The sequence below is a fragment of the Paraburkholderia sp. SSBN10T genome (assembly GCF_056619545.1).
The window spans coordinates 108,845-133,963 of the sequence record NZ_JBWQQI010000003.1; the positions used below are offsets into that span (position 1 = coordinate 108,845).

At 63.7% G+C, this 25,119-nt stretch carries 19 protein-coding genes; 5 read left to right on the plus strand and 14 right to left on the minus strand.

The window, feature by feature from the left end; translation table 11 throughout:
* Positions 1–361 precede the first annotated feature (361 nt).
* A complete protein-coding gene (gene mreB / locus AC1ECK_RS05365) occupies positions 362–1,402 on the plus strand; it encodes a rod shape-determining protein MreB (RefSeq protein ID WP_480317327.1) in 1,041 nt (346 codons plus the stop codon).
* Between the two features lie 76 nt (positions 1,403–1,478).
* Here the strand turns inward: mreB and AC1ECK_RS05370 are convergent, their stop codons facing one another.
* The 4 genes from AC1ECK_RS05370 to AC1ECK_RS05385 all read right to left on the minus strand — a co-directional run bounded on the left by AC1ECK_RS05370 (position 1,479) and on the right by AC1ECK_RS05385 (position 6,358).
* The gene (locus tag AC1ECK_RS05370) at positions 1,479–2,252 is read right to left on the minus strand and encodes a GntR family transcriptional regulator (RefSeq protein ID WP_480316657.1); all 774 of its coding nucleotides are present in this window, start codon (positions 2,250–2,252) and stop codon (positions 1,479–1,481) included.
* A 56-nt stretch (positions 2,253–2,308) separates the two neighbouring features.
* The gene (locus AC1ECK_RS05375) at positions 2,309–3,256 is read right to left on the minus strand and encodes a PDR/VanB family oxidoreductase (protein ID WP_480316659.1); all 948 of its coding nucleotides are present in this window, start codon (positions 3,254–3,256) and stop codon (positions 2,309–2,311) included.
* Positions 3,257–3,264: 8 nt separating this feature from the next.
* On the minus strand, positions 3,265–4,311 hold the full coding sequence (locus AC1ECK_RS05380) for a Rieske 2Fe-2S domain-containing protein (RefSeq protein ID WP_480316661.1): 1,047 nt from the start codon (positions 4,309–4,311) through the stop codon (positions 3,265–3,267).
* A gap of 220 nt (positions 4,312–4,531) precedes the next feature.
* Positions 4,532–6,358 carry a sigma 54-interacting transcriptional regulator gene (locus tag AC1ECK_RS05385; RefSeq protein WP_480316664.1) on the minus strand — a complete coding sequence of 609 codons (1,827 nt, stop codon included), beginning with the start codon at positions 6,356–6,358 and terminating at the stop codon, positions 4,532–4,534.
* Between the two features lie 340 nt (positions 6,359–6,698).
* Here AC1ECK_RS05385 and AC1ECK_RS05390 point away from each other — a divergent pair, with 340 nt between their 5' ends.
* Positions 6,699–8,180: a benzaldehyde dehydrogenase gene (locus tag AC1ECK_RS05390; protein ID WP_480316666.1), complete on the plus strand. Its 1,482-nt coding sequence runs from the start codon at positions 6,699–6,701 to the stop codon at positions 8,178–8,180.
* A 27-nt stretch (positions 8,181–8,207) separates the two neighbouring features.
* Positions 8,208–9,311: an NAD(P)-dependent alcohol dehydrogenase gene (locus tag AC1ECK_RS05395; protein WP_480316668.1), complete on the plus strand. Its 1,104-nt coding sequence runs from the start codon at positions 8,208–8,210 to the stop codon at positions 9,309–9,311.
* A gap of 68 nt (positions 9,312–9,379) precedes the next feature.
* On the opposite strand, the gene AC1ECK_RS05400 is transcribed toward AC1ECK_RS05395, so the two are convergent.
* The 5 genes from AC1ECK_RS05400 to AC1ECK_RS05420 all read right to left on the minus strand — a co-directional run bounded on the left by AC1ECK_RS05400 (position 9,380) and on the right by AC1ECK_RS05420 (position 14,888).
* Positions 9,380–10,330, minus strand: a complete 951-nt coding sequence (locus AC1ECK_RS05400; protein ID WP_480316670.1) for an alpha/beta hydrolase — start codon at positions 10,328–10,330, stop codon at positions 9,380–9,382.
* A 104-nt stretch (positions 10,331–10,434) separates the two neighbouring features.
* Complete coding sequence (locus AC1ECK_RS05405) at positions 10,435–11,208, minus strand: SDR family NAD(P)-dependent oxidoreductase (protein ID WP_480316672.1); 774 nt, start codon at positions 11,206–11,208, stop codon at positions 10,435–10,437.
* A gap of 21 nt (positions 11,209–11,229) precedes the next feature.
* Positions 11,230–12,132: an amidohydrolase family protein gene (locus tag AC1ECK_RS05410; RefSeq protein WP_480316674.1), complete on the minus strand. Its 903-nt coding sequence runs from the start codon at positions 12,130–12,132 to the stop codon at positions 11,230–11,232.
* Between the two features lie 14 nt (positions 12,133–12,146).
* On the minus strand, positions 12,147–14,030 hold the full coding sequence (locus AC1ECK_RS05415) for a feruloyl-CoA synthase (RefSeq protein WP_480316676.1): 1,884 nt from the start codon (positions 14,028–14,030) through the stop codon (positions 12,147–12,149).
* 75 nt (positions 14,031–14,105) lie between these two features.
* On the minus strand, positions 14,106–14,888 hold the full coding sequence (locus AC1ECK_RS05420; protein WP_480316678.1) for a crotonase/enoyl-CoA hydratase family protein: 783 nt from the start codon (positions 14,886–14,888) through the stop codon (positions 14,106–14,108).
* A gap of 163 nt (positions 14,889–15,051) precedes the next feature.
* On the opposite strand from AC1ECK_RS05420, the gene AC1ECK_RS05425 reads away from it, so the two are divergent.
* Positions 15,052–15,516: a MarR family winged helix-turn-helix transcriptional regulator gene (locus AC1ECK_RS05425; RefSeq protein WP_480316680.1), complete on the plus strand. Its 465-nt coding sequence runs from the start codon at positions 15,052–15,054 to the stop codon at positions 15,514–15,516.
* Between the two features lie 7 nt (positions 15,517–15,523).
* Here AC1ECK_RS05425 and AC1ECK_RS05430 read toward each other — a convergent pair whose 3' ends face one another.
* The 3 genes from AC1ECK_RS05430 to AC1ECK_RS05440 form a co-directional block, all read right to left on the minus strand.
* Positions 15,524–16,600: a porin gene (locus tag AC1ECK_RS05430; RefSeq protein ID WP_480316682.1), complete on the minus strand. Its 1,077-nt coding sequence runs from the start codon at positions 16,598–16,600 to the stop codon at positions 15,524–15,526.
* A gap of 216 nt (positions 16,601–16,816) precedes the next feature.
* Positions 16,817–18,073 carry an MFS transporter gene (locus tag AC1ECK_RS05435; RefSeq protein ID WP_480316684.1) on the minus strand — a complete coding sequence of 419 codons (1,257 nt, stop codon included), beginning with the start codon at positions 18,071–18,073 and terminating at the stop codon, positions 16,817–16,819.
* 254 nt (positions 18,074–18,327) lie between these two features.
* Positions 18,328–20,547, minus strand: a complete 2,220-nt coding sequence (locus tag AC1ECK_RS05440; RefSeq protein ID WP_480316686.1) for a LamG-like jellyroll fold domain-containing protein — start codon at positions 20,545–20,547, stop codon at positions 18,328–18,330.
* A gap of 369 nt (positions 20,548–20,916) precedes the next feature.
* On the opposite strand from AC1ECK_RS05440, the gene AC1ECK_RS05445 reads away from it, so the two are divergent.
* A complete protein-coding gene (locus AC1ECK_RS05445) occupies positions 20,917–21,738 on the plus strand; it encodes a helix-turn-helix transcriptional regulator (RefSeq protein ID WP_480316688.1) in 822 nt (273 codons plus the stop codon).
* A gap of 53 nt (positions 21,739–21,791) precedes the next feature.
* On the opposite strand, the gene AC1ECK_RS05450 is transcribed toward AC1ECK_RS05445, so the two are convergent.
* Together AC1ECK_RS05450 and AC1ECK_RS05455 are read right to left on the minus strand one after the other, a co-directional pair.
* On the minus strand, positions 21,792–23,432 hold the full coding sequence (locus AC1ECK_RS05450; protein WP_480316690.1) for an amidohydrolase: 1,641 nt from the start codon (positions 23,430–23,432) through the stop codon (positions 21,792–21,794).
* 41 nt (positions 23,433–23,473) lie between these two features.
* The gene (locus tag AC1ECK_RS05455; RefSeq protein WP_480316692.1) at positions 23,474–24,982 is read right to left on the minus strand and encodes a DUF3138 family protein; all 1,509 of its coding nucleotides are present in this window, start codon (positions 24,980–24,982) and stop codon (positions 23,474–23,476) included.
* Between the last annotated feature and the right edge of the window lie 137 nt (positions 24,983–25,119).

Below are 25,119 nucleotides of genomic sequence, written 5' to 3' on the forward strand. Positions count from 1 at the left end.
AACCGCCATTGGTGCAGCCCCTTTCTGGTCCACTACTCCGCGCGAGAAGGACTGTATCGAACCGGTGATCGTGCGCACCGAGTGGTGCACACACCAAAGTCTATGAAATCGAAAGCGATTTCCTTAATCAATTTTCAGCAAATCCCTACAATTCAGTCCCTTCAGCCAGATCACATCCTTACCGTTAATGTGTAATGGGTCCGCTGAAATCCTTCTAACGCTAGGATTGAGAGTATTGGGTCGAGATGTGATACGTCATCGCAATTTTCCTGGGTATTTCGAAGATGCTTGCAGCACCATCCCTTAACACTGACATACGGGTGCCTGGAGCGAATCAATCGATCGCGACACTACAATGCGTATGTCGCTCGTAGGTCGCCTGTTAGGCCTTTCATCCGCGAAGTTCGCGCTCGATGTAGGAACCGCAAACACCAGAATTCATATCTGCGGAGCAGGCGTGGTTCTGAATCAGGCATCTGTCGTGTGCATTCATCAACCCGACCCGCGAAATGCCGGCGCTCGTCCGACGCAGCTAGTAGGCGACGAGGCAAGGAAGATGCTTGGCAGGCTGCCTCGGCACATCGAGGCCATCACGCCGATCAAGGGAGGCGTGATCTCGAACTTCGCCGCGAGCGAGCAAATGATCCGTCAATTTGTGCGGCTCGCCCGCGAAGGCCGCCGGCTGATAGGCGCGCCGCGCATTACCGTTACTGTTCCCGCTGGCGCGACGCAGGTGGAACGTCGTGCCTTTAAGGAAGCGGTGCACGGAGCCGGCGCGTCCCATGTCGATCTTCTCTCAAGACCGCTGGCCGCGGCCCTCGGAGCAGGACTGGCCGTTTCCGAAGCGAGGGGCTGCATGATCGTCGATATCGGCGCGGGGACTGTAGAGATCGGCGTGATCGCGCTTGGCAGCGTTGTGCGCGGCGCCTCCGTCCGCATGGGCGGCGACACGTTTGATCAGGCCATTCTTAACTACGTTCGGCGCACGCACGGCTTGCTGATCGGCGAGCACACCGCACAAAGAGTGAAGCTGGAGATTGGATGCGCCATCGCGCACACCGATGAACGGTTCACAGAGATTACGGGGCGTAGCCTTTCGGAAGGCATTCCACGTTCCATGAGACTATCGAGCCTTGAAGTATACGGAGCGTTGTCTGAACCGCTCGATCACATTGTTACGCTGGTCAGGCGCGTGCTGGAGAGCACACCGCCCGAACTTGCCGCGGACATCGCCGATCGCGGCTTCGTGCTGACCGGCGGGGCCGCCATGTTGCACCGCCTCGATCAGCGTCTGCGTGAGGAAACGGGGCTTCCGGTAGTGCTCGCCGAACAACCGGAGACGTCGGTTGTGCGCGGCACGGGAATCGCCATCGAGACCATGGATTCCCACTTCTTTGCGTAACGGTTGTGCCGCAACAAGATTGCCTAAGTGAGACGTCCACCTACACAGGCGCAATCCCGCGTGCGAGGCACCAAGCCTAGCGTGCCCACTGCCGGATCAGATTGCCGCCGAACAGTTGCGACAACGCTTGCTGGTTCTTCAGCGCATTCTGCAGATTACGATGCGCGATCCGGGCATGCTCTCGCATCAATGCTTCAGCACGTGCGCCCTCGCGACGCTCGATGGCTTCGAGCACCGCGCGGTGTTGGGCCTGAGCCACGATCAGAACATTGTATGCATCGGGCGCGACCGCCTGCACCTTGACAAACCCGCTCGGCGACGCAAACGGCAATGCCATCGCTTTGGACAACTGTTTTTCCACCACACTGCTGCCGCAGGCCGAAGCCAGCAAGCGGTGGAAACGTTCATTGAGTTCGACGTACTGCGAAAACTTCTGCTCGGACAGGTCGGCGTCCTCGAGGACCTCGTCGATCCCCGCGACACAGTCGTGCAGCAGCGCCATCAACGAAGCTTCGACCCCGCGTTCGGCCGCCAGCCGCGCGGCCAATCCTTCCAGGGTGCCGCGCAATTCGATCGCATCGTAAATCTCGGAGGCCGTAAACGAGCGCACGGCGTAACCACCCGACGGCAACGGATCGAGCAGCCCTTCGTCCTGCAAGCGCATCAACGCCGCCCTCACCGGCGTGCGAGACACCCCTAGCCGGTCGACCACCCACAATTCGGTGATACGCGCCCCTGGGGCCAGCTCGCCCGCAAGAATCAGTTCGCGCAGACCCAACTGCGCCTTCACCGTTTGCGACGCCGAACTCGATGCGCTCGCATCGAATTGAGTCGGATCGTTTTGCTCCACGTGTTGCACTCCAGGATTAAGCTCGACGCTCGCCGCGTCGAGGCGGCCGTCGCCCGTCAAAGGTCCAGCACCAGCACGGGCGACTTCGAACGCGAACAGCACGGCAGGAAACAATCGTTAGCGGCCCGCTCCTCGTCCGTGAGATAGAGGTCCCGATGATCCGGCTCGCCCGACAGCACCCGCGTCAAACACGTGCCGCAAACGCCTTGCTCGCACGAGGTCGGCACTTCGACGCCGGCGGCCAGCAACGCTGCGATGACGGTCTGGCTGCCTTTGACGTCGACGACTCGCCCGCTACTGGCCAGTTCGACCTGGAAGCCGTCGCTCGATGCCTCGGGGTGCGCCGCCGCGGCGAAGTACTCGCGATGCAGGTTACGCTCATCCCAGCCCGCTGCGGCAGCCGCGTCCAGCACCGCACCGATGAAGCCGGCCGGCCCGCACACGTACAGATGCTTGCCCGCGTCAGGCGCGGCCAATAGTGCGCGCAGGTTCAAGCGTTCGTCTGCGGGCGCGCTGTCGAAGTATAGATGAACCCGCCCGGCAAAACGCGCCTCGGCGAGCCGCTCGCGGAACGCGGCGCGCTGCGGATCGCGCGTGCAATAGTGCATCTCGAAGGAGGCCCCCGAAGCAACCAGTTGCTCGGCCATGCTGAGAACAGGCGTCACCCCAATGCCGCCCGCCAGCAACAGCGAATGCGTCGCCGCATCCGCAAGCGGGAAGTGATTCTTCGGCTCGCTGATTTCCAGCAGGCTGCCCTCGGCCAGCGCGTGCATCGCGATCGAACCGCCGCGCGACTGCGCCTCGCGCAGTACACCGATCACATACCGGTGACGCTCGCCGGGAGGGTTGCACAACGAATACTGGCGCACGAGTGCATCGCCCACATGAACGTCGATGTGCGCACCCGCCGCAAAAGCGGGTAACGCAGAACCGTCGGGCCTCGCCAACTCGAACCCGCAGATGTCGGCAGCGAGATCGTATTTATGGATGATTCGGACTTGCATGCTGCACCTCAGGAGACCGTCGCGCCGGCCTGGCGCTCAGCGGCGATAAGCCGCTCGATGATCCGGCGCGACTGGACACCGCCCGCATCGATGTTCAGCTTGAGCAGATTGCGCTCCGGATGCGCCAACAGGTTGCGCTGCTGCGCCTCCAGCATCTCGAGGTCCTCCGCGAAGATCTTCCCCTGCCCTTCGCGGATCGTTTCGGTTAGCCTGGTATCTTGCGGATTGAAATTGCGCGCCATGCCCCAGAAGTACCAGATCGAGGTGTCGGTTTCGGGCGTGATGAAGTCGACGACAATGCTCGACGCCTTGTGCTGCGCCTCGGCGTGATACCCGCCTTTGCCGGCATGCGCCACGCCCACCTCGATCATCACGTGACTCGGCGGCGTGAAGCGGCAAATCTGCCAGCGGTCGCAGGGCACGTTGTCCGCCAGTCCGTTGCCGCGCAGCGCGGCGGTCCAGAACGGCGGCGGCATGATGTTCTCCATGAAACGGCGCGTGACGACGGTCTCGCCTTCGATCTTTGTTTCCGGCGCGGCTTTCTCGATTTCCGCCTGACCGATGCTCGATGCGTGCACGTAGGTCTCGTGCGTGAGGTCCATCAGATTGTCGATCATCAGGCGGTAGTCGCAGGCGATGTGATATAGGCCGCCGCCGTGCGCCCACTCCGGGTTGTCCGCCCATTCGAGATGATGGATTTTTGCCGGATCGGCAAGCGCCGCATCGCCGGGCCACACCCAGATGAAGCCGTAACGTTCGACTGCGGGGAAACGGCGAATCGACGGAAACCCGCCGACCCGCTGCCCAGGCATGCCGGCACATTTACCCTCGGCGCCCATCGTCAGGCCGTGATAGCCGCAGACCAGTTGGCCGTCGCGCATGAAACCCAGTGAAAGCGGCGCGCCGCGGTGCGGACAGAAATCTTCGAGCGCCGCGACCGCGCCGTCTGGACCGCGAAACAACACCATGCTCTCGTTGCAGATCCGGCGACCCAGCGGCCGGCCGGCAATTTCATCGGGCGTACACGCCACATACCAGGTGTTCTTCAGGAACATGTCTCCACCTTATGTATACATCAGTCGAAAGATACGCTCATGCCACGGTACTGGAATTTCTGAAAAACGGCTAAAAATAAGCCATGAAATTCATTATCAGCAAGAACAAGACACTGTACCGAGACCGTCATTGGCACAAATTGTATACATTAAAGATGGGATGTCTAATCTTTCATCACGGTTCGCGGGTAAACACGAATGTGACCGCAGGCCAGCAAGCTCAGCGCTTCCCCACTCGCTTCGTCATCCGGTAAGCGAACTGCGCGCGCGTCAGGCCGACCAGCCGTGCCGCGGCCGAAACGTTGCCGCCCGCGCGCGAAAGCGCATCGGCCAGCAGTTGCGCTTCGAGCGCGTCGATCGACACGGGCGCCTCTGCACGAGGTCTCGTCGTGGCACCCGCCGCCAAGTCGCCACATGCCTCGGACACGTCGTTACGCTGCGCCCGCAGGATGCCGCCGTCGACCGAATACAGTTCGGCTGCGGGCATCGGCTCATGACGGAACAGATGAGCCAGGTCGATCGGCTCGCCATCGTCGACGGCGATGACACCGCGCTCGACCATGTTGCGCAGCTCGCGAATGTTCCCGGGAAATGCGTAATTGAGCAGCGTGCGCTGGGCGCGCGGCGTGAGGCCCGGCGTCGTGCGGCCATGCTCACGGCAGAACTGCAGCAGGAAACCGTCGATCAGCAGCGCGATGTCGTCGCGGCGTTCCCGCAGCGGCGGAATCACGATCGGGAAGACGTTGAGCCGGTAAAACAGGTCCTCGCGAAACCGGCCGCGCTTCACCTCTTCACGCAACTCGACATTAGTCGCGGCGATCACACGGACATCGACCCGCAGCGTGCGCACCCCTCCAACCCGCTCGACCTCGCGCTCCTGCAGCACGCGCAGCAGCTTGCCCTGCGCGGCATAAGGCAAGCTGCCGATCTCGTCGAGAAACAGCGTGCCACCCGCTGCGCGCTCGAAGCGCCCGGCGCGCGACTGCATCGCCCCGGTGAACGCGCCGCGTTCGACGCCGAACAGTTCGGCTTCGACAAGCGTGTCCGGCAGTGCCGCGCAGTTGACCGCCACGAACGGACCTGCCGCGCGACGGCTGCGGCGGTGCAAGGTTGCCGCGAACAACTCTTTGCCCACACCGGACTCGCCGGTCAGCAGCACCGCCGTGTCGGTTGGCGCGACACGCGTCATCGCGTCGCGCGCCGCCACGAACGCAGCCGCTCGTCCGACCAGACCGTCGTCCGCCGTGGAAGCGAGCCGCACGATCGAGCGCCGGATCTGCGGGTCTTTTGCTGCATGCCCGGATGCTTCGGTGCGCGCCCCTTCCGCATCGGCTGCGAGGGGCGTGTCGAGATAGCGCAGATCGTCCGCGACGTCGTCCCAGCGCTGCGCGTCGCGCCCAATGACGCGACACCGCGCGCTCCCCATCGCCCGGCATTCGACCTCGCGAAAAATCACGAGCGTTCCCGTCAGCCCGGTCACATAGCCCATCGCATAACCGAGTTCCATCCAGCAGGCCGGCTCGTGACCCACTCCGTAGGCCGCAATATGCTCGTCCGCTTCCGACGCGTGATGCCAGAGGAATTCTCCGTCGTAGCGTCCACTCGCGGCATCGAAAGCGAAATGCAGTGGCTCGACCTTCACCACGCCTTCCAGCGCATGAAGGCGCGTGCCCGCGGCGAGCAGCGCTGCGCCGTCGGCCTCGGGCCAGCGCTGCCGCACCAGCGCCGCATCGCGCGCCCCGGACGCATAGCCCGCACGCGTCAGCAGCCGGCGCGCGGCGTCTGTGCCGACGCACTCGATCAACTCGCGCCGCAGCGAACCGAACGTCGCGCTGTGCAGCAGCAGCATTCGCTGGTCGTTGAGCCAGATCCGGCCATCGCCGGGAGAAAAGAACAGGCACTCGGCCAGGTCACCGAGCGTCGGCGCGGCGCCCGCATCGAGATGAGCGCTGTCACCGGGCTTCATCAGCGCACCGGACAGGCGCACCGCATCGGCAAGCGAGACCCGGGTGGCGTTGGCGGGCAGTCGTGTGGTCGAATCGAACATCGCGTCTCCTTCCGTTTCCTGTTTGCGTCAAGTCGTCAAGACCAAGCTTCGCCAGATAGTTATTTGATGAAATCATCAATTTTTATATTTGTTATTGAATATAACTTTTATCATTTCCGCAAGCTGAGGATGTCCCGAGCAATCCGGCGGACGGAATCCAGGCGCCGTTTCGATGCAAGAAGCCGCCACGGCTCGCCCATGCCACTAGCGTTCCGACGCCTGGATATGGAACGATTGCGTGGCACGTGCGACGGCAATGGCACGGCTATTGCAAAGAACGTTGCGTGCGCATCAACAGCAGCGAGCGCACTCATCCATTCAAATCAAGGAGACAGACAACATGGCAGACACCCAGCCGAACCGGCTCATCGATCACGCTATCTGGACCGGCCGTCTGTTCGGCGGCGCGGACGGCGCCTGGTACCAGGCAGGCGAGACGCGCGACGTCATCGAACCCGCTACGGGGGAACGCTTCGCTCAGGTCGGTCTTGCGCGCCCGGCGGATGTCGCCCGCGCCTGCGCGCACGCAGCAGCGGCGCAGCCGGCATGGGCCGCGCTTGCGCCACGCGCACGGGCAGCCGTGTTTCGCCGCGCCGCCGCAGCGTTCGAACGCGACGCTGAAGCGCTCGCGCTCCACATCGCGCGCGAAACCGGCGGCATCCTGGCGAAGGCACAGCACGAAGTCGCCGAAGCGGCGACGCTCCTCCACCTCGCCGCTGCTTTGCCGCTGCAGCCACAAGGACTCGTGCTGCCGACGAGCGCCGGTCGTCTAAGCTACGCACGGCGCGTCCCGCACGGTGTGGTCGGCGTGATCTCGCCGTTCAACTTTCCGTTGATCCTGTCGATGCGCTCGGTTGCGCCCGCGCTCGCAACCGGCAACGCCGTCGTACTGAAGCCCGATCCGCAGACCCCTATCTCCGGCGGCTTTCTGATTGCCCGCGCATTCGAGGAAGCCGGCCTGCCTGCGGGTCTGCTGCAGGTGTTGCCCGGCGACGCCGACGCCGGCGCGGCCCTCGTCGAAGCGCGCGAGGTTGGGATGATTGCCTTCACCGGCTCGACGGCCGCGGGACGCAAGGTCGGCGAACTCGCGGGGCGCCATCTGAAGAAAGTCTCGCTCGAACTCGGCGGCAAGAACACGCTGATCGTACTCGACGACGCCAATCTCGACGTCGCCGCCAGCAATGCCGCGTTCGGCGCGTTTTTCCATCAAGGGCAGATCTGCATGGCGACCGGGCGCATCGTCGCGCACCGCAAGATCGCCGCGGAACTGACAAGGCGGCTCGTCGAGAAGGCCACGCATTTGCCGGTCGGCAACCCTGCAAGCGGCACCGTCGCGCTCGGACCGCTCATCAATGCACGGCAACTGCAACAGGTCGACGCAATCGTGCGCGCCTCGGTCGAGGCGGGTGCGGTGCTTGAAGCAGGCGGCACCTACGAGCGGCTGTTCTACAAGCCGACCGTGCTGTCGAACGTTCAGCCAGGTATGCGCGCGTTCGACGAGGAAATCTTCGGACCGGTGGCGGCCATCACACCGTTCGATACCGACGACGAAGCCGTCGCCCTCGCGAACCGCACCGATTACGGCTTGTCGTGCGCGGTGATCGGCGCCTCGGTTGGCCGCGCAACAGCAATTGGCGAGCGACTGAGGAGCGGCCTCCTGCATATCAACGACCAGACCGTTGCGGACGAATGCGTCAACCCGTTCGGCGGACGCGGCCAGTCGGGCAACGGCAGCAATGTGGGCGGCCCATCCGATCTCGACGAATATACGCAATGGCAATGGGTCACGGTGAAGGGCGCAGCCGCCCCGACGCCGTTTTAACGGCCGCCCGGAACAAGGAGACAAACGATGAAAATCAAAGCTGCTGTGGTGCGGGACAAAGGTGGACCGCTCACGCTCGAAACCCTGGACCTCGAAGACCCGCGCGACGACGAGATTCTGGTGCGCGTGGTCGCGACCGGCGTCTGCCACACCGACGTCGTGGTACGCGACGGCCTGTTGCCAACCCCGCATCCGGTGGTGCCCGGCCACGAGGGCGCGGGTGTCGTCGAGCGGATCGGACGCAATGTGACCAAGGTTGCCGTGGGCGACGCCGTGGTCATGACCTACGACTCGTGCGGCGAATGTCCGTCGTGTGCGGCGCATGCACAAAGCTATTGCCACGCGTTCTTTCCGCGTAACTTCTTCGGCACGCGCACGGACAGCACTAGCGCGCTGTCGAAGAACGGCGAACGGATTCACAGCAACTTCTTCGGCCAGTCGTCGTTTGCGACGCATGCGCTGTGTCACGAACGCAATGTCGTGAAAGTGCCCGACGATGCTCCGCTTGAACTGCTCGGTCCGCTCGCGTGCGGCGTGCAGACCGGCGCGGGCGCCGTCATGAACGCATTGCGCGTGCCGGCCGGCGCATCGTTCGCGGTGTTCGGCGCCGGCTCGGTCGGGCTTTCGGCGGTGATGGCCGCGCGCGTCGCGGGCGCGACGACGATCGTGGCGATCGACCTGCATGACGAGCGGCTCGACTTCGCGCGCAGTATCGGTGCGACACATACGCTGAACCCGTCGCGCGACGACGTGGTCGCGTCGCTGGTTGCGTTGACCGGCTACGGGATCGACTATGCGCTCGACACAACCGGCGTCGCGAAAGTGATTCGCCAGGCAACCGACAGTCTCGCGCCACGAGGCACCTGTGGCGTACTGGGGGCATCGGCGCCCGGTACCGAGATTGTCCTCGACGAGGTGCATTTCATGAGTGGCGGGCGCAGGCTGATGGGCATCGTCGAAGGCGAATCGGATCCGGACACCTTCATCCCAACGCTAATCGAACTGCACCGGCAAGGGCGTTTTCCGTTCGACCGGATGGTGAAGTTCTATCCGCTCGACGAGATCAATACGGCGATCGCCGATTCGCTCGAAGGACGCACGATCAAGCCGATCGTGCGGATGCAAGCTTAAGTGACAAGCAGATGCGGGCGCCGGTCAGCAAACCGGCGCCCGCATCTGAAGAAATTCCGCTGGCTCTGTTACGCAGCGCCCGGTGCCTGACGCAATGCGCTGCGCAACGCCTGCCCAAGCTGCTGTTGCGCAAGACGAGCCGCCGCAACACTGCCGCCCATGCTGATGAAGCCGTGCGCGAGCCCGTGATATTCGATCGCCGTCACCGCATTACCGGCCGCAAGCAGGCGCTCGCCGTAAGCAAGGGCTTCGTCGCGCAACGCATCGAACGCAGCAATCTGCAGCAGCGTCGGGGGCAAGCCGGAGAGATCCGTAGCGAGCAGCGGTGCTGCACGGAAATCCGAGGGCACGACACCTGCGCCGAAATAGTGGCGATTGAAATACTCGATCGAGCGCAGGGTCAGCGTCGGCCCCTCGGCATGCCGGGCACGGGACGGATAATCACCATGCACGCCGGCTGCGGCCGGTGGATACACCAACGCCTGGAACGCAATCGCCGGCCCCCTGCGGTCTCGCGCCAGCAGGCTCGTGACCGCTGCAAGCAAGGCGCCCGCGCTGTCCCCCGCTACCGCGAGGCGGGCATCTTCGCTGCACAGCGCGCCCGCATGCGCGGCTACCCATTCGAAGGCGGCCCACGCGTCGTCGACCGCGGCGGGAAACGGATGCTCGGGTGCAAGTCGGTAGTCGACCGACACCACCACCGCACCGGAATCTTCGCTCAGTTGACGGCACACATTGTCGTAACCGTCCAGATCGCCGAGTACGAAGCCTCCGCCGTGGTAGTAGACGACGATACCGTGAGGCACTTCGCCTCGTGGTGTGTAGACGCGCAAATCAAGTGGTCCACCAGGACCTTCGATCGTGCGCTCGGATACGTCTACGTCTGCGGGCGCGACGTCAGCGGCTGCGAGAATTTGCCGGTATAAGCCGCGAGAAGCGGCTGGCGGCAGGTCGCAAAGGTCAGGTGCACCCGCTGCGCGCGCGTATGCAACGATGGCTTCGAGTTGCTTATCCAGCATGATTGATCCTGGGCAGATGAGATTGTGAGTGCCGCAAGTGCGTTGTCATTCCGGCCGGCGCGAGCATCCGAACCGCGCGATGCGGTGCGCGTTACGACTCCGCGTTACCGCGGCGCCATCCGCAATGCGCCGTCAAGCCGGATCACTTCACCGTTCAAAGCGACGTTCCGCACGATGTGCAGCGCCAACTCCGCAAATTCCTCGGGCTTGCCGAGCCGCTTCGGAAACGGGATCGAAGCGGCAAGCGACTGCTGAACCTCTTCCGGCAGCGCATAGAGCAAGGGCGTAAGAAACAGTCCCGGTGCAATCGTCAGCACGCGCACGCCGTACTGGGCGAGGTCGCGCGCGAGCGGCAACGTGAGCGAAACGAGCCCGCCCTTGGACGCCGCGTAAGCGGCTTGCCCCACTTGCCCGTCGTAGGCAGCCACCGACGCCGTGCAGACGATCACGCCGCGCTCGCCGTCCGCCAGCGGTTCAGTCGCGCTCATGCGTGCTGCTGCAAGGCGGATCACGTTGAACGTACCGAGCAGATTCACGTTGATGACGCGTGCGAAATCCTCCTGCGGCATCGGCGTGCCGTCGCGGCCGACGAGCCGTTTCGCCCCGCCGATCCCCGCGCAGTTGACCAGAATCCGCGCCACGCCGTGCGCACGCTCGGCCGCGTCGAGGGCCGCTTCGACCGAGGCCGCGTCCGTGATGTCGCAACGCTGGGCGAACGCATGCGCATGGCCGAGTTCTTCAGCCAGCGCGTGTGCTGCCGCTTCGTTCACGTCCAGCAGCGCGACGCGTGCGCCGGCTGCAACCAATGCGCGCGCCGTCTGCGCGCCGAGCCCCGATGCGGCGCCGGTGACGAGCGCCGCCTGTCCTTCTGCTTGCATGCCTTGAGCTCCTTTAAAAGATCAGCCAACCTGTGCCGGTTCGGACTTCGCACCGAGACCAAGCAGGCGCACCGCGTTGTCCTTGAGCAGCAGTTGATGCACTTCGGGCTTGAAACCCGCTTTCTGGAAATCGTCGAGCCAGCGGTCCGGGCGAATCAGCGGGAAATCGGAAGCGAACAGCATGCGTTCCTTCAGCAGCGAATTCGCGTACTGCACCAGTTGCGGCGGGAAATACTTCGGCGACCAGCCGGACAGGTCGATATAGACGTTCGGCTTGTGCAGGCATATCGACAACGCCTCGTCCTGCCACGGCCACGACGGATGCGCGATCACCACCTTCATCTCGGGAAAGTCGGCCGCCACATCGTCGAGATGAATCGGTTCGGAGTACTTGAGCCGCAGTCCGCCGCCACCGGGCATGCCGCTGCCAATGCCGGAATGGCCGCTGTGGAATATCGCAGGCAGCCCGTATTCCGCAATCACCTCGTAGAGCGGATAGGCCATCCGGTCGTTGGCATAGAAGCCTTGCACGGTCGGATGGAACTTGAAGCCGCGCACGCCGCACTCCTCGATCAGCCGCCGCGCTTCGCGCGCGCCCATCTTGCCCTTGTGCGGATCGATGCTCGCAAACGCGATCATGATGTCCCGGTTGTTCGCCGCAAACTCGGCGATCTCTTCGTTTGGAATCCGGCGGCGGCCCATCTGGCTCTCGGCGTCGACGGTAAACATGACGAAGCCGATCTTGCGTTCGCGGTAATAGTCGATCGTCTCGGGAATCGTCGGGCGGCGCCCCTGGCGCAATACGGTGCCGAAGTATTTGTCCGCCGCGTCGTCGAACTCCTTGCCGAACAGGTCCGGCGGCTGGCAGCACGACACCTCGGCATGAACGTGTGTGTCGATTGCAATCAGGTTATCGATATCCATCAAGCCGTTCTCCATCAGTGACTGTTTGCGGCAGCCGGGAGCGAACGCGGCACCCAGACCGTAAGCGCGGCGTCGCCGCGGTACAGCGCGTCGACGGTGGCGGCGCGCTGCGCGAGCACCGCGCGCTGATTGATCGAACCTTTGTCGGTGACTTCGCCGCTCGCGAGCGACGGCGGAGGGTCCAGCAGCGCAGCACGCGCCACCCGGCTCGCGCTGCCCGTGCCCTCGGCGTACAGTTGCTCGATCAGCGCGCCGAACATCGCCGCCACCTCCGAATGCGCGTAGACCTGCGCGGCCGGCACGTCGGCAAATGCGCCGCAAAGCTGACGACAGGCGGCGAGGTTCGGCACCAGCAGCACGCCGATCTCGTGGCGATCGTGCCCGGTGACCACGACGTCGCCGACATACGGGCTGCCGGCCGCAATCACGCGTTGCCGCAGCGGACCCACGCTCACCCAGGTGCCGGTATTCAGCTTGAAGTCTTCGGCCACCCGGCCGTCGAACACGAAGCCGCGGTTGGGATCGGCCGGATCGAGCCAGCGCACCGCGTCGCCGGAACGGAAGAAGCCCTCTTCGTCGAACGCTTCGGCGCTCTGCTCCGGCGCGCGCCAGTAGCCAGGCGTCACGTTCGGGCCGCGATAGCGCACCTCGAGCTTGCGGCTGCCGCCATCGCCGACGGCCACGAGTTTCAGCTCCATGCCCGGCAGCGGCACGCCAATCTGCCCCGCCATCACCTCGGTCTCGACGATCACCAGCGCCGATGGCGCGGTCTCCGTCATGCCGAGGCCCGTATTCATCACGATCCGCTCGCCGCAATGCGCGACGGCGCTCGCGTGGAGCCGGTCCCACACCGGTTGCTCGAGTGCCGCTCCCGCATAGAACTGCATGCGCAGCCGACGATAGAAGGTCTCGCGCAATCCGGCATCGTGTTCGAGCGCGCAGGCAATTTCTTCCCACCCTTTCGGCACGTTGAAATAAACCGTCGGCGAGATCTCGCGCAGATTGGCGAGCGTGGTCGCGATGCCGTCCGCGGTCGGCTTGCCGTCGTCGATGAAAAGCGAGCCGCCGTGGAACAGCGTCAGTCCGAAATTCTGGTTGCCGCCGAACGTGTGATGCCAAGGCAGCCAGTCGACGAACACCGGCGGCTCTTCGGCCAGAAACGGCCATGCAGCGGTTTCCATCGCGAGGTTGCTGGACCACATCCGGTTCGTGTTGATCACCGCCTTCGGCATCTTCGTCGAGCCCGACGTACACAGGAACTTGACGATCGTGTTGGGGCCGGTGGCGGCCCGCGCCCGGTCGACGGCCTCGGTCGGCACGGTGGCCAGCAGCTCGTCTAACAATGTTGTGTCGCGCCCGGCGGGCGGCGCCTCGCCGACGACCACTTCGATGTCGGCCGCGACCGCATCGCACAAGGCCGGCGCGAAGCGCGCGCCGTCGTCGGCGAAAACCAGCCCCGGGGTCAGCATCGCCAGAATATGGCGCAGTTTCCCGTAGCTCTTGTCGAGCAACGAATACGCGGGCGATACCGGCGCATACGGAACTCCGGCACACATGCAACCGAGCGCCACGAGCGCGTGTTGCAGCGAATTGCCGGACAAAATCGCCACCGGACGTTCGGCCGACAGGCCGCGCGCCAGCAGCGCTTGCCCGATGCTGCGCGCCGCCGCCGCGGCTTGCGCGTAGGTGACGTGCTGCCATTGCCCGTCGGGGCCGCGGCGCGCAACCAGGGTGCGCTCAGGCGCTGCCGCAGCGTGGGCGAACAAGCTGTCGATCACACGCTGCGGATACGGCGCGAGCGGCGTCGTCGAGCGAACGCGTAACGCGCCGTCGGGCGTTTCAGTCACTTCGAGGGGACCGACGCCGAAACTTACGCGTCGATAGGCATGTGCTGGCATCAATTGTCTCCGTCCATCATCCTGTTTGCAGCAGCCGTGTTCAGCCGTCTTGTTGCGCAGTGAGCGAGTGAGGATTTACCCCGGGCGCACGCGACCCACCTTGTGTTCCAGGAACGCAGCCAGCCGCTCCTGCGTCTGCGGGTCGCTCAGTGCAATCGCGGCCATCAGCGACTCGGTCAACAGCCCATCCTGAATCGACTGGTCAGCAATGCGCGGCAGCACCTGCGTCACGGCGTAGTTGGTGGTGGGGGAATTCTGTGCGATCCGCCCGGCCAGCTCGCGTGCCTTCGCAAGTCCTTCACCGCTCTTCACCAGATACTGGGCAATGCCGGCGGCATACCCTTCTTGCGCGTCGTAGACCCGGCCGGTCAGCATCATGTCGGCCATCCGCGCCACGCCGATCAGGCGCGGCACCCGCACCGACGCGCCACCGCCGACGAAAAGCCCGCGGCTGCCTTCAGGCAGCGCGTAGAACGCCGACTCCTCGGCGACGCGGACGTGACAGGCGGAGGCAAGCTCGAGGCCACCGCCGATGGTCGCGCCCTTCAGCACGGCGATCACCGGAGCGCGGCCGAACTGGATCTGCTCGAAGGCGGCGTGCCACATGCGCGAATGGTGCATCGCCTCCACCGTTTCGCGCTCGCGCATCTCCGCCAGATCGAGCCCCGCACAGAAGTGTTCGCCCTCGGCGTGCAGGACAATGGCGCGAACGGTTGCCGGCATCGTTTCGAACGCGTGACGCAATTCCGCCACCAACGCGTCGCTAATCGCGTTACGCTTGGCGGGACGGTTGAGGCAGACCAGCGCGATTTGCTCCTCGAACTGGACATTCAGATACTGATAGGAAGGTTGCGTCATGTTCATGGTCGTTGAGTGTCGGTGTTGAAGCATGGATTTAGTTATACAACATAACTATTAACGTAGCAAGCTTCTCTGCATTCACCGTGGCCCTGCAGGCTGGTTCGACAACCCTGCGTGTTATGATCGGCGCGCCCTTTCTTGTGCGAAAGCATCTACCTCCATGGCGTCAAAACCTGCTCCAGACAACGCTGCCGCCGATCAGGCCGACCAGTCCGAACTGCTCGGCCTCGTCGGCTACAACCTCCGCCGCGCGTATCTCGTCATCCAGTCGCACTTCGACGCGTGGATGGAGAAACACGACCTGCGGCAGGCGGAATTCAGCGTGCTGTCGGTCGTGAGAAGCAATCCTGGGATCAATCAGAAGGCGCTGGCCGAGGCGCTCGTGGTCGCACCGCCCAATCTCGCCACGCTGCTCGACCGGCTCGAAGCACGCGGCCTGCTCACCCGGCAGCGCAACCCGGACGACAAGCGGGCGCAGCTCGTCGAACTGACGACGCAAGGCGCCCAACTCTGCGGCCGCGCCATGAAAGCGGCGGCGAACGCGGACAATGCGGCGGTAGAGCGCCTTTCCGCGGCCGAACGCGAGCAGTTGAAAGCACTGTTGCAGAAGATCTTTACGGATTAACCGACACTCAGAAATGCGTCTGCATGCCGATGCGGCCGATAAACTGTGACGCCGAACTCGACGCCACCATCACGTCGTTGATCTGCGCGTTGGCCCCCTGATTGGCCCGTTGATAGATCGTTGCGACATAGACGCTGGTGCGTTTGGACAGCGTGTATTGCAGCATCGCGGTAAGTTGATGCGCATGATTGTCGTCGACGACCTCGTTACCCTTCATATACGAATAGGCGCCGCTCAAAGTCCACACGGGACCGATCTGCCATACGCCGCCGGCCTCAGCCTGCCATACTCCCGCGCCGTTCAGGTTATTGCGCACGGTGGTGAAAAGCCCCGTCAGCGTAACGGCACCCAGGTGATAGTGCGTGCCGACGCCCCAGTTACGCACGCTGTCCTGCCCCGCGGTTACCGCGGTTTTCACAAGCGTATACGCGGCATTCGCGCCGAACGCGCCGTTCACATAGTTGAGCCCGAAGCTCGATGCGTTGCCCGCGCCGATCGATCCGGCCACGCCGCCAAAGCCGTACATCGCGCCGGCCGAGAAGCCGTAGAAGCTGGCACTCTGATATTTGACCGAATTGCTGATCCGCTCGCCGGCCATCCGGTCCCAGTCGAACCCACCGGTCGGATTATCCGGCAGCGCAAGCTTGTTGAACGGCCCGTTACGGAAGTCGTAGACACCCTGCGCGTAAAGGGCCGCGTCGTTGTAACCGAAGAACAGCGAGTCGACCATGAAGTCGTACTGATTGCCGAGCGTGAGGCGCCCGAACCGGTCGTCGTCGAGACCCACGTACGCCGTGCGGCTGAACAGGCTCTGCCCCGGCATGAACGAGCCGCTGCCCAGTTCGAACTGATTGGTCAGGTCGAACACCGCCCGCGTACCGCCGCCGAGATCCTCCTTGCCGGTAAACTTCAACAGATTCGGCACCGCAATCCCATCGTCGAACTTCAGCGTGTGGCCACCGCCCTCATTGCTGACATACGACACACCACCGTCGATCAGGCCGCTGATCGTCACACTGCTCTGGGCGAACGCGTGGCACGCGAACAGCATGCCGGTCGCCGTACAGACCGCTTTCATCTTCATCGACTGTCTCCTTACCTTGGATATGAATCGCGACTTTTCGTCGTCAGTTGGTTTGCTGTTGCTTCTGTCACGCGTCCCGGATTCGCTGCGGCAGATACGGACGAGCCGATCCACAGCCGGTTGGCCGATCTGAAGCCGGGAGGTTGAATCTGTGCGGATGCGCCGGTGTTACGCCTCGACGGGCGCGGCGCGGCCCGCGGCAAGTGCGCTAGTGCGTCACACTGGATCGCCCGACGTACCGAGCGCGGCGGCCCTGCTTTCGAGCTTGCGCGGCGCCGTCTCGGCGAGGAACAGCGAAACGGCGGCGCCGGCAATCAGGCCGCCGAGCGCGAAATCAAGCGTGAATGCCAGACCGAAGTGCTGCGCGATAAAGCCCGCAATCGCAGGTGCGAGACCGCCGCCAAAAATCTCTCCGGCGCCGGAGACGAAACCGACTGACGAGGCAACCAGTCCAAGCGGCGCCGCTTCGGTGGCAATCGGCCCGCTCAGCAGCCCAAGCAGTCCGAGCGCGAACACCGAAATGCCGAACAGCAACGCGAACAGCAGTGGCGGATTCGGGCCCGTCTGCGAGAACACGTACAGCAGAACCGCCGCGGCGGCAAACGCGATGAATGCTGCATTACGGCGTCCTATGTAATCGGATACGCCCGCCACACCGAACGAGCCGATGAAGCCGCCGAAGCCGATTGCCGACACGACGAAACCCATGCTCTGCGTATCCAGATGCAGCACTTCGACGAGATACGTTGGCACCATTGCGCTGACGACGAAAATGCCGGCCATCGCACACAGGATCGCCGTCATGGCCAGCCATACGTTGCGGCTGGCGAAGAGCGCCGTCCAGCGCGGCCTCGCCGCTCCGGAAGGCGCAGTCTTCAGCTCGCTACGCGGCTGGTCGCGCAGCGTGCGTGCGATCAGCGCCGCCACGATCAACCCCGGTACCGCCGAAATCATGAACACCCAGTGCCAGGACGGCACGACGCGCAACAACTGCGTCGCGAGGATGGGAGCGAAGCCGAGACCTAGCAGGGAGAACATGCTGAGCTGCAGGCCCTGATTGAAGCCACGGCGCGACGGCAACGAGGCCTCGCCGGTGGCGGCAACGCTTGCGGGCGTGAAGGCGCCTTCGGCAATCCCCATTACCGCACGGATCAGCATCAGACTGGCGAAGCTGGTGGCAAGCCCTGAGAGACTCGACAAGAGCGAGAAAGCGACCATCGTGACAACCAGCATTTTCTTGCGGCCGATACGGTCCGACACCGGCCCCATGGCGATCGCCCAGACTCCCCATGTCACGCTCAGAATGCCGATCAGACTGCCGAGCTGCTGAAAATTGAGCCCAAGGTCGCGCATCATGTAAGGGAACAGCGGTGCGACGATCCATCGGTCAAGGCCGACGAGGCCGAACCCAAGGCCTAGCAGAATGAGTGTCTTGCGCTCGTAGGCGGTGTCGTGTTGCGGGATTGTGCTCATAAGGCGTCTCCTGTCCTGTTGTCCGGCAATTTGATTATGTTTTATATTTGTTATAGATAATAAGTTGTTTACCGGTGAATGCAAGCGACGGTTGCTAGGGGAAAACGCTGAAAGCGCCGGCGTCCAGTACGGCGGACGTCGGCGCGGCAGAGGGAAAGTTGAATGTGAGGCGTCGCATGGCAGCGAACGGGACCTATCGTGCGGAGCGCTCCTTCACGGGCGCCGGCAGATGAAACGTCCGTTCGCGGCCTGGGTTACGAAGCCTGAATCAGCGCCGTGATCTGATCGGCCGACTTGGCGCCGCGATAGATACGAAATTCGTCGATCGATCCATTGAAGAACGGGTCGCCGGAATACTGCGACCGTCCGATCCAGTTCTGTGCGGTCGGACCGACGCGCCACGGCGTGAAAATGACATCGGACGCGCTGCCGATAACACCGCCGTTCAGATACAGCGTGGCGGCCGTGCCTGATAACGTCACGGCAACGTGCGTCCATTGTCCTGTTGGCAATGCGACGTTGCCGTTGATGCCACGCTCGCCGTGCCCGCCATTGGTCGTAATCGCAAAGCGCATGACACCGCTGGAACTCTTCGGCGTGAGGAACAGGTAGCGTCCCGTGCCCGCGCCGAAATCGAAGATGCGGGCCCATGCGTTGCCGCCGTTCCAGAAGACCCATGCAGCGATGGTGAAATCCGAGACATCGGCGACCACGTTGCTGGGCAGGCTGACGTAGCCGCTCGCGCCGTCGAGCGACACCGCGTTGCCCGCGTGACCCGCGACGTGGGCCACCCCGCCAACGAGGGTGCCCGTATAGCCGTTGCCCGTCGCGTCGGCCGCGCTCGTGCCGCTTGTCTCGTCGAATTTCAGATACGTATGCAATTGCAGCGCCGTCACTGCGGCGACCTCCGCCGAGTCCGCACTTTCGCCCGAAGCGGTTTGTGCGCTCACGACGTAATACCAGGTGCCTGCTGACGGATCATCCGTGTATGTGAGCGGATCGGTAATACCGCTCGCAATGGTCGTATACGGTCCGCCCGAACTGGACGCACGCTTCACGCTATAGCTGGTGCCGTTCGCCACACCCCACCATGACAGCACGACCTGTCCCGCGTTCGGGAATGCCGTCGGACCGGTCGGCGCAGAAGCGGGCGTGACGGCCTCGCGTGTGCAAGTCAACGTGCCGTAGCCGAGCTGGTCGTAGCCGCCGCTTGTGGTGCCGTAGTTGCCGCCCCCGCCTTCGGGCTGGATCGCCAGCGCGAACTTCGTCGACCAGGGGGCCGCAAGCCCTTTACGATTGACGTAATGGTTGTAGACGAGCGCCCAGCATGGCCGGATCGTGCCCTGCGCGTTCGTCGAAAAGACCGTTTGTGTCACATCGACATTCGAATAGATGGCATACGGCACCGTCAGGTAGGTACCGTCGGCCTGCCGGAGATTCGCCTTCGCCACATATTCCGCGCCGGCGAGAAAGCGGTTGTTGTCATAGCCGTACAGGTCGATTCCCTGGTTCCACGCCATCTCGCAGATGGCGCCACCCAGCGCGATGCCGAGCGTGTTGTGCCCCTGGTCGCGGCCCGTCTCCTGCCATTGTCCAAGATAGCCAGGGTGCAGGTAGTAAACCGCTTGTGCAATCGCACCGTTGCCGGTCCCATCGATAAAGTAGTTGGCCGCCTGATCGAACAGCGCGTGATCGTCGCACAGCACGCCGATTGCCATGATCGACGCCATATTGCATAGATCCCAGTTAGCCCAGTAGTGCGTGATATCGGTATTGTTATGCCGGTTGAGAAAATCGACGTTGATCGGATAGAAGATGTTGCGCATCATCGACTGGAACGCCGCAAAATCGGCTGCGGCCCAGCCCTTGTAGCCACGCATGATTTCGCCGGCGTTCGCGAACTCGTAGCCGTAAATACCCGCCGCGAGATCGACATTGCTGTCGCCGCCGAGCCGCTGCAACGTCGAAGACCAGGCATTCATGATCTGCACGGCCTTGTCGGCATAGGCCGTGTTGACCTCGCCCGTGACTTTCCAGTACAGCGCGCATGCATAGGCCGCGGCGATGTCGTTGTACAGCACCGGATAGTTTTGCGAACCGCTCCCCCCGCGATCGACTTCGACCTGGGGCCGCGGCGACCACGACGACCTTGTGTGGCCGTTGGCAACCAGCAACTGCCAGCCTTGGTACCACGGGGACGCCTGAGCGGCGACCTTCTGCGCCATCCGCTCGAAGTCGGCTTGCGTATGCAGCAACCCAGGATGAACGAATGCGCCGCTCGTGGCGATGTTCGTGGCGCCGTTGGCAGCACGGGCCAATGTCACACTCGAGGTGGCCTCCCGGCTTGTCTCGCGACTCACGGCCATCGCCGCGCTGCTGGAGGTCCCGTCGCAAGCGGACAGCGCGAGCGCGCCGAGGCTATACAGAAAGCTGCGCCGCGATATTCCTTTGTTTTGATCGTCGTGACTCGTCATATTGTCCTTATGTGATGTGGCGGATGAACCGCGGGTGGAAGGTGAAACGCCAGCGGGCGATCGCATCGTCACGACACCAGCGAAGCCGGCGGACATTTGCTCGCAAACGTTTGCCTCGACGACCAGCATAACGATAAAAACACGATCTGCCCCATCTGGTTATCGGACGCAGACGTCTTTTCGCACAGCCTGAATGGCGTACGGATATATTGAATTTCGCGTAAGGAAAAACTGAAACGCGTGCCGTTCATCCGGCGGCTTGCCGAACGCATTTTGTCCGGCTATTAATGGTGGGCCAAAGTTGGCGCGAGTCCTGCCGCCTCTCGTTACCAGGACGACGGCCTTATAAGTGTGTATCGCAACAAGACCATGACCCCATCCGGCACCTCGCCAGACCTTACGCTCGGCTTCGTCGGATCGTTCGCGTCGGCGCTTGGCCCTGTGATCGAAGCAGTGGGAACACCACGCTTCCTGCGCGCGCTCAATACGTTCATTGCGGGGTTCGCCGATTGCGACACTTTGCACCTGCAACGCTCACGGCTCGACCCCGAAGCGCCGAAAGGATGCCGGATCGACTGGATCGGCAGTTACTGCAGCTATGGGGACAGCGATCTGCAGGCCGTCATGGCGCTCTATTTCAGGCGCTTTGCCGCGGACGACTCGATCGCGCGGCACGTTCCGGCGGAACGCAGCATCGAACTGTTCCAGCGGTCCGCCGCTGCGGTGGCGGACGCCGAATGCAAGCGGCTGATTTTCGATGTTGCGGCGATTCACGATGAATGCCTGGTTCTCCGTACGATAGCCGACGCGCAGTACTCGATTTCCTTGTGCCGCTCGAAGCGCTTGCCGCCCTTTTCCGTATCGGAACTCAGCCGGCTCAAGGAGCTCGGTGAAGTGCTGCTCCCCCTCACCTACCTGCATGCGCTCCAGGTGGTCGACGCACCCGCCCGCGTCGAGGCCGGCCCATCCGACGGCATCTTCTCGGCCGCCGCCGCACGGCGCGGCGTCCACCTGTCGCAGCGCGAAACCGATATTTGCTCGGCCCTCGTGAAGGGCCGAACCCTCGCGGCGATTGCCGAAACGATGCAAATCAAGGAGTCGACCGCCAAGACGTACACGAAACGCGCCTTCGCGAAACTCGGTGTCGGTTCCAGACGCGACCTGCTGTCCTGGCTGCATGAGGCGCGCTGAATCGTGCCGCGTGCAGCGCAGGGTCCGTTCGCGCCTATTACATTACAGGCCATCTAGGCTAGCTCGCCATGCACCACGCGGCCGCAGAACAGCGTGGCTTGCACTTGCGCGGCTGCAATCCCGGTGGGCGGCGTAGCGAACAGATCCCGATCCAGAATCACCAGCGATGCATCGCTACCGGGGCTCAAGGTGCCGGCCCGCCCGTCAAAACGCAGGCTCCATGCCGCGTTGCGCGTATAGGCGTCGAGCATGGTCGGCAGTTCGACGCTCTCGAGGGGCAGCCACGCCTCACTATCCGGTACATCGGGCGGCATGCGTGTCATGGCGGTCTGGATCGCGACGAGCGGATTCATCGTCGACACCGACCAGTCCGAACCCGCGCTCAATAGCGCACCCGCATTCGTCAGGCTGCGGAATACGTAGTTGCGCGCCATGCGGGCGTCGCCCAGCAGTTGCCGGTAAAGCTCCAGCAGGTACGGCGGCGCCCCGCTCCACGTCGCCTGAATATTCGCGATCGCGCCCAGACGTCTGAAACGAACCACGTCGTCCGGATGAATCAGTTGCACGTGCGCCAGTTGCGGCCGCCGGTCGCGCACGCCATTCACACGGATCACGTGCTCGATTGCGTCGAGCGCCATGCGCACCGCCCGGTCGCCAAGCGTATGGAAATGCAGGTCGAAACCCGCACGGTCGGCCAGCTCGGCGATTTCACGCAACTGCGCGGGTTCCCAGTGGTGAGTCCCGAGCGTGTCCATGTCCGCATAGGGTTCCAGCAGGGCCGCGGTGCGGCTTTCCAGCACGCCGTCGACAAAGACCTTCACTGTATGCAAGCGCAGATTGCCGCCGTCGTAGTCGGCCCGCCAGCGTTGAAAGCGTTCGATCTGCGGGGCCAACGGGGCATGCGGCGAAGCGAGCAGGCCGAGGCTCGCCTGCACGTTCAGCGAGCCGGCATCGCGCGCTTTCACGTAGCCATGCAAGAGACGCTCGCCGACCAGCGCGTCGAACCAGCCGGTGATGCCGAAGCCATGCGCGAGCGCTTGCGCCTTGTCGAGCGCGCGGGCGACGTTGTCGGCGCCCATTTGCGGCAGCAGCGGGAACAGCCGGTATAAACCCGCTTCGTGCACGATACCGGTTGGCTCGCCGGTGGCGGGGTCGCGCTCATAGGCGCCGCCGGCAGGATCCGGCGTATGCGCATCGATGCCGGCGGCCTTCAACCCCGCCGTATTCAACCAGCCGCTATGGACGTCCTGGCCGATCACGAGCGCGGGACGGTGCGGCACGACCGCGTCGAGCATCTCGCGCGTCGGGTAGGCGCCGAACAATTGCAGGTTGGCGTTGCCGCCCATGAGCCAGCCGTCGCCCGCACCCTGCTCGGCCGCGGTGCGCAGCCCGGCGAGGATTGCCGATGGTGAACCGGCCGCCGCGAGATCGCAGTCGCTCGCGAGCAGGAAACCATCGATCGGGTGAACGTGGGCATCCGTAAAACCGGGCGCAAGCGTGCACCCGCCGAGATCGATCACGCGGGCGCCCGCGCGCGCGCCGCTGCGTGCCGTGGCATCGTCTCCCACATACGCGATGCGCCCATCGCGTATCACCACGGCGGTATGGCATGGCCCAGGCGGCAGCGCGGTGTAAAGCGACGCGTTGACCAATACGCAGTCGCTGTCGGAATGGAGTGTTGTCATAGTTGTCATTGGTTGCGCCGTCGCTGCGCCGCGCGAAGCGGCGTGCGCGATCAGAATGAATAGATGAGCGTGGTCGCGAAGATGTCGTTGGTCTTCGAATACGATCCGCTGCTGGTCTCGAACACATGATTGCTGGCCCAGTCGTGGCGGTACTCGAACTTCACGATGGTCTGGCTCGCGGGATAGAACAGCAGATCGGCAGTAAACTCCGCGCGGCGTGCGCCCTTGCACTCGCGACCGTTGTCGGAAGACTGGGCGAGGCACGACGGGTCGATACCGAAGCCACTCGTGCCGTTGACCGAGGCATTGGTCCCGCTCAGGCCGTAGACGATGCCCGGGCCACCGCCGCCGTTCGCTGTGTCGTCGAGGTAATCGACGCGCAGGGTCGCCCCCATCTTGCCGACCAGGGGCGCCGTCCACGTTCGATGCGCCTGCAACGAAATTCCGTACCAGCGCGCATTGCCACCGTTCCATGCACCGTGCCCCTGGGTGCCGACGTCGATCTGCGCGTTGTACTGGGACTTGCCCCAGATGTAGGTCAAATCCGTTTCGCCGTACAGATATGCGCCAAACGGATGAGTGCCGTCGCACTGATAGCCATAGCTTCCCGAACTGCATGGCGAATAGATGCTTTGCCGGCCGAGCGTGGTGGAGACGCCCAGGTCGAGTGCAGTCGAGTAAGTGTAGTCGAGGCGGGCGGAGAGGTTGGGTAGGTTGTCGCTCTTCGTCGAACCACTGGAGCCGTTCGCAATCGCACTGGAGGTATGCAGTTGCTCGTTGCCGATCATCACCTGCCAGAGGTACTTGTAGTCGCTCGAGAACGACCTCCACTCCACGCCCAGATAGCTCGCCGGTTCGCTGAAGTCGTACAGCAGGTTGTGGGTCAGCGCGAGCATCGTGTTCGACGGCTGCGCCTCGTAGCCCGCGAGACTCGGCAGCAGACCGACCAGCACCGTCTGGCGCGTCGTGAGGGGGATGCTGACGTCGGCCTGCGTGAAGATATTGCCGCCGTAGCCGCCCTTCTCGTTGAGCAGGTTGGCGCCGGCCCCGCGGTTCGGCTCGATGATCACCTCGGCGCTGGGCGCAAGCGGCCCGACGCCGAAGGTCTTCTTGATGTCGAGGTAGACGTCGCCGATGCTGCTGTTGTAGTAGTCGTAGACGCCCGGGTCCTGGTTGACGAAATGGAAGCCGCCTGAGTGCTGCACCCGGTTATACATGTAGACGGGATCGAGATACCCGGTCACGCTCAAGCCGGCGAGCGGTCCGGTAGTCGCGGCGTCTTCGAGGGTGTCGACCTTGAGTTGCTGCGAGCTGAGTTGCTGATGAATCGCATCGACGTCTGCGCGGCTCAACTGCACCGGGTCGGGCACGGCCGCCGCCGCGGGAAGCGAAGCCGGCGTGGTTTTGGCCTGCTCCAGCGCATCGAGTCTTTGCTGCAGCGCGCTCAGCGCCTTCTTCAATTCGCCGATCTCCGCGTCCGTCGTAGGGTCCGCCGACGCGCAGGCGGGAAGAAGCAAAGCTGGGGCAAGCGCCAATGCGGCAATCAGGTTGGTTTTCATGGCAAATGACTGTCCGTGCGGCCGTGAGGGCTGCGTAATCAGAAAGTTGGGGCGAAGTGGCGCCCCCCGGCCGGCGCAGCGGCCAGGGGTATGGAACACTCGGGAAAATGCGCGGGAGCGCGGGTCGTGCTGTTCGT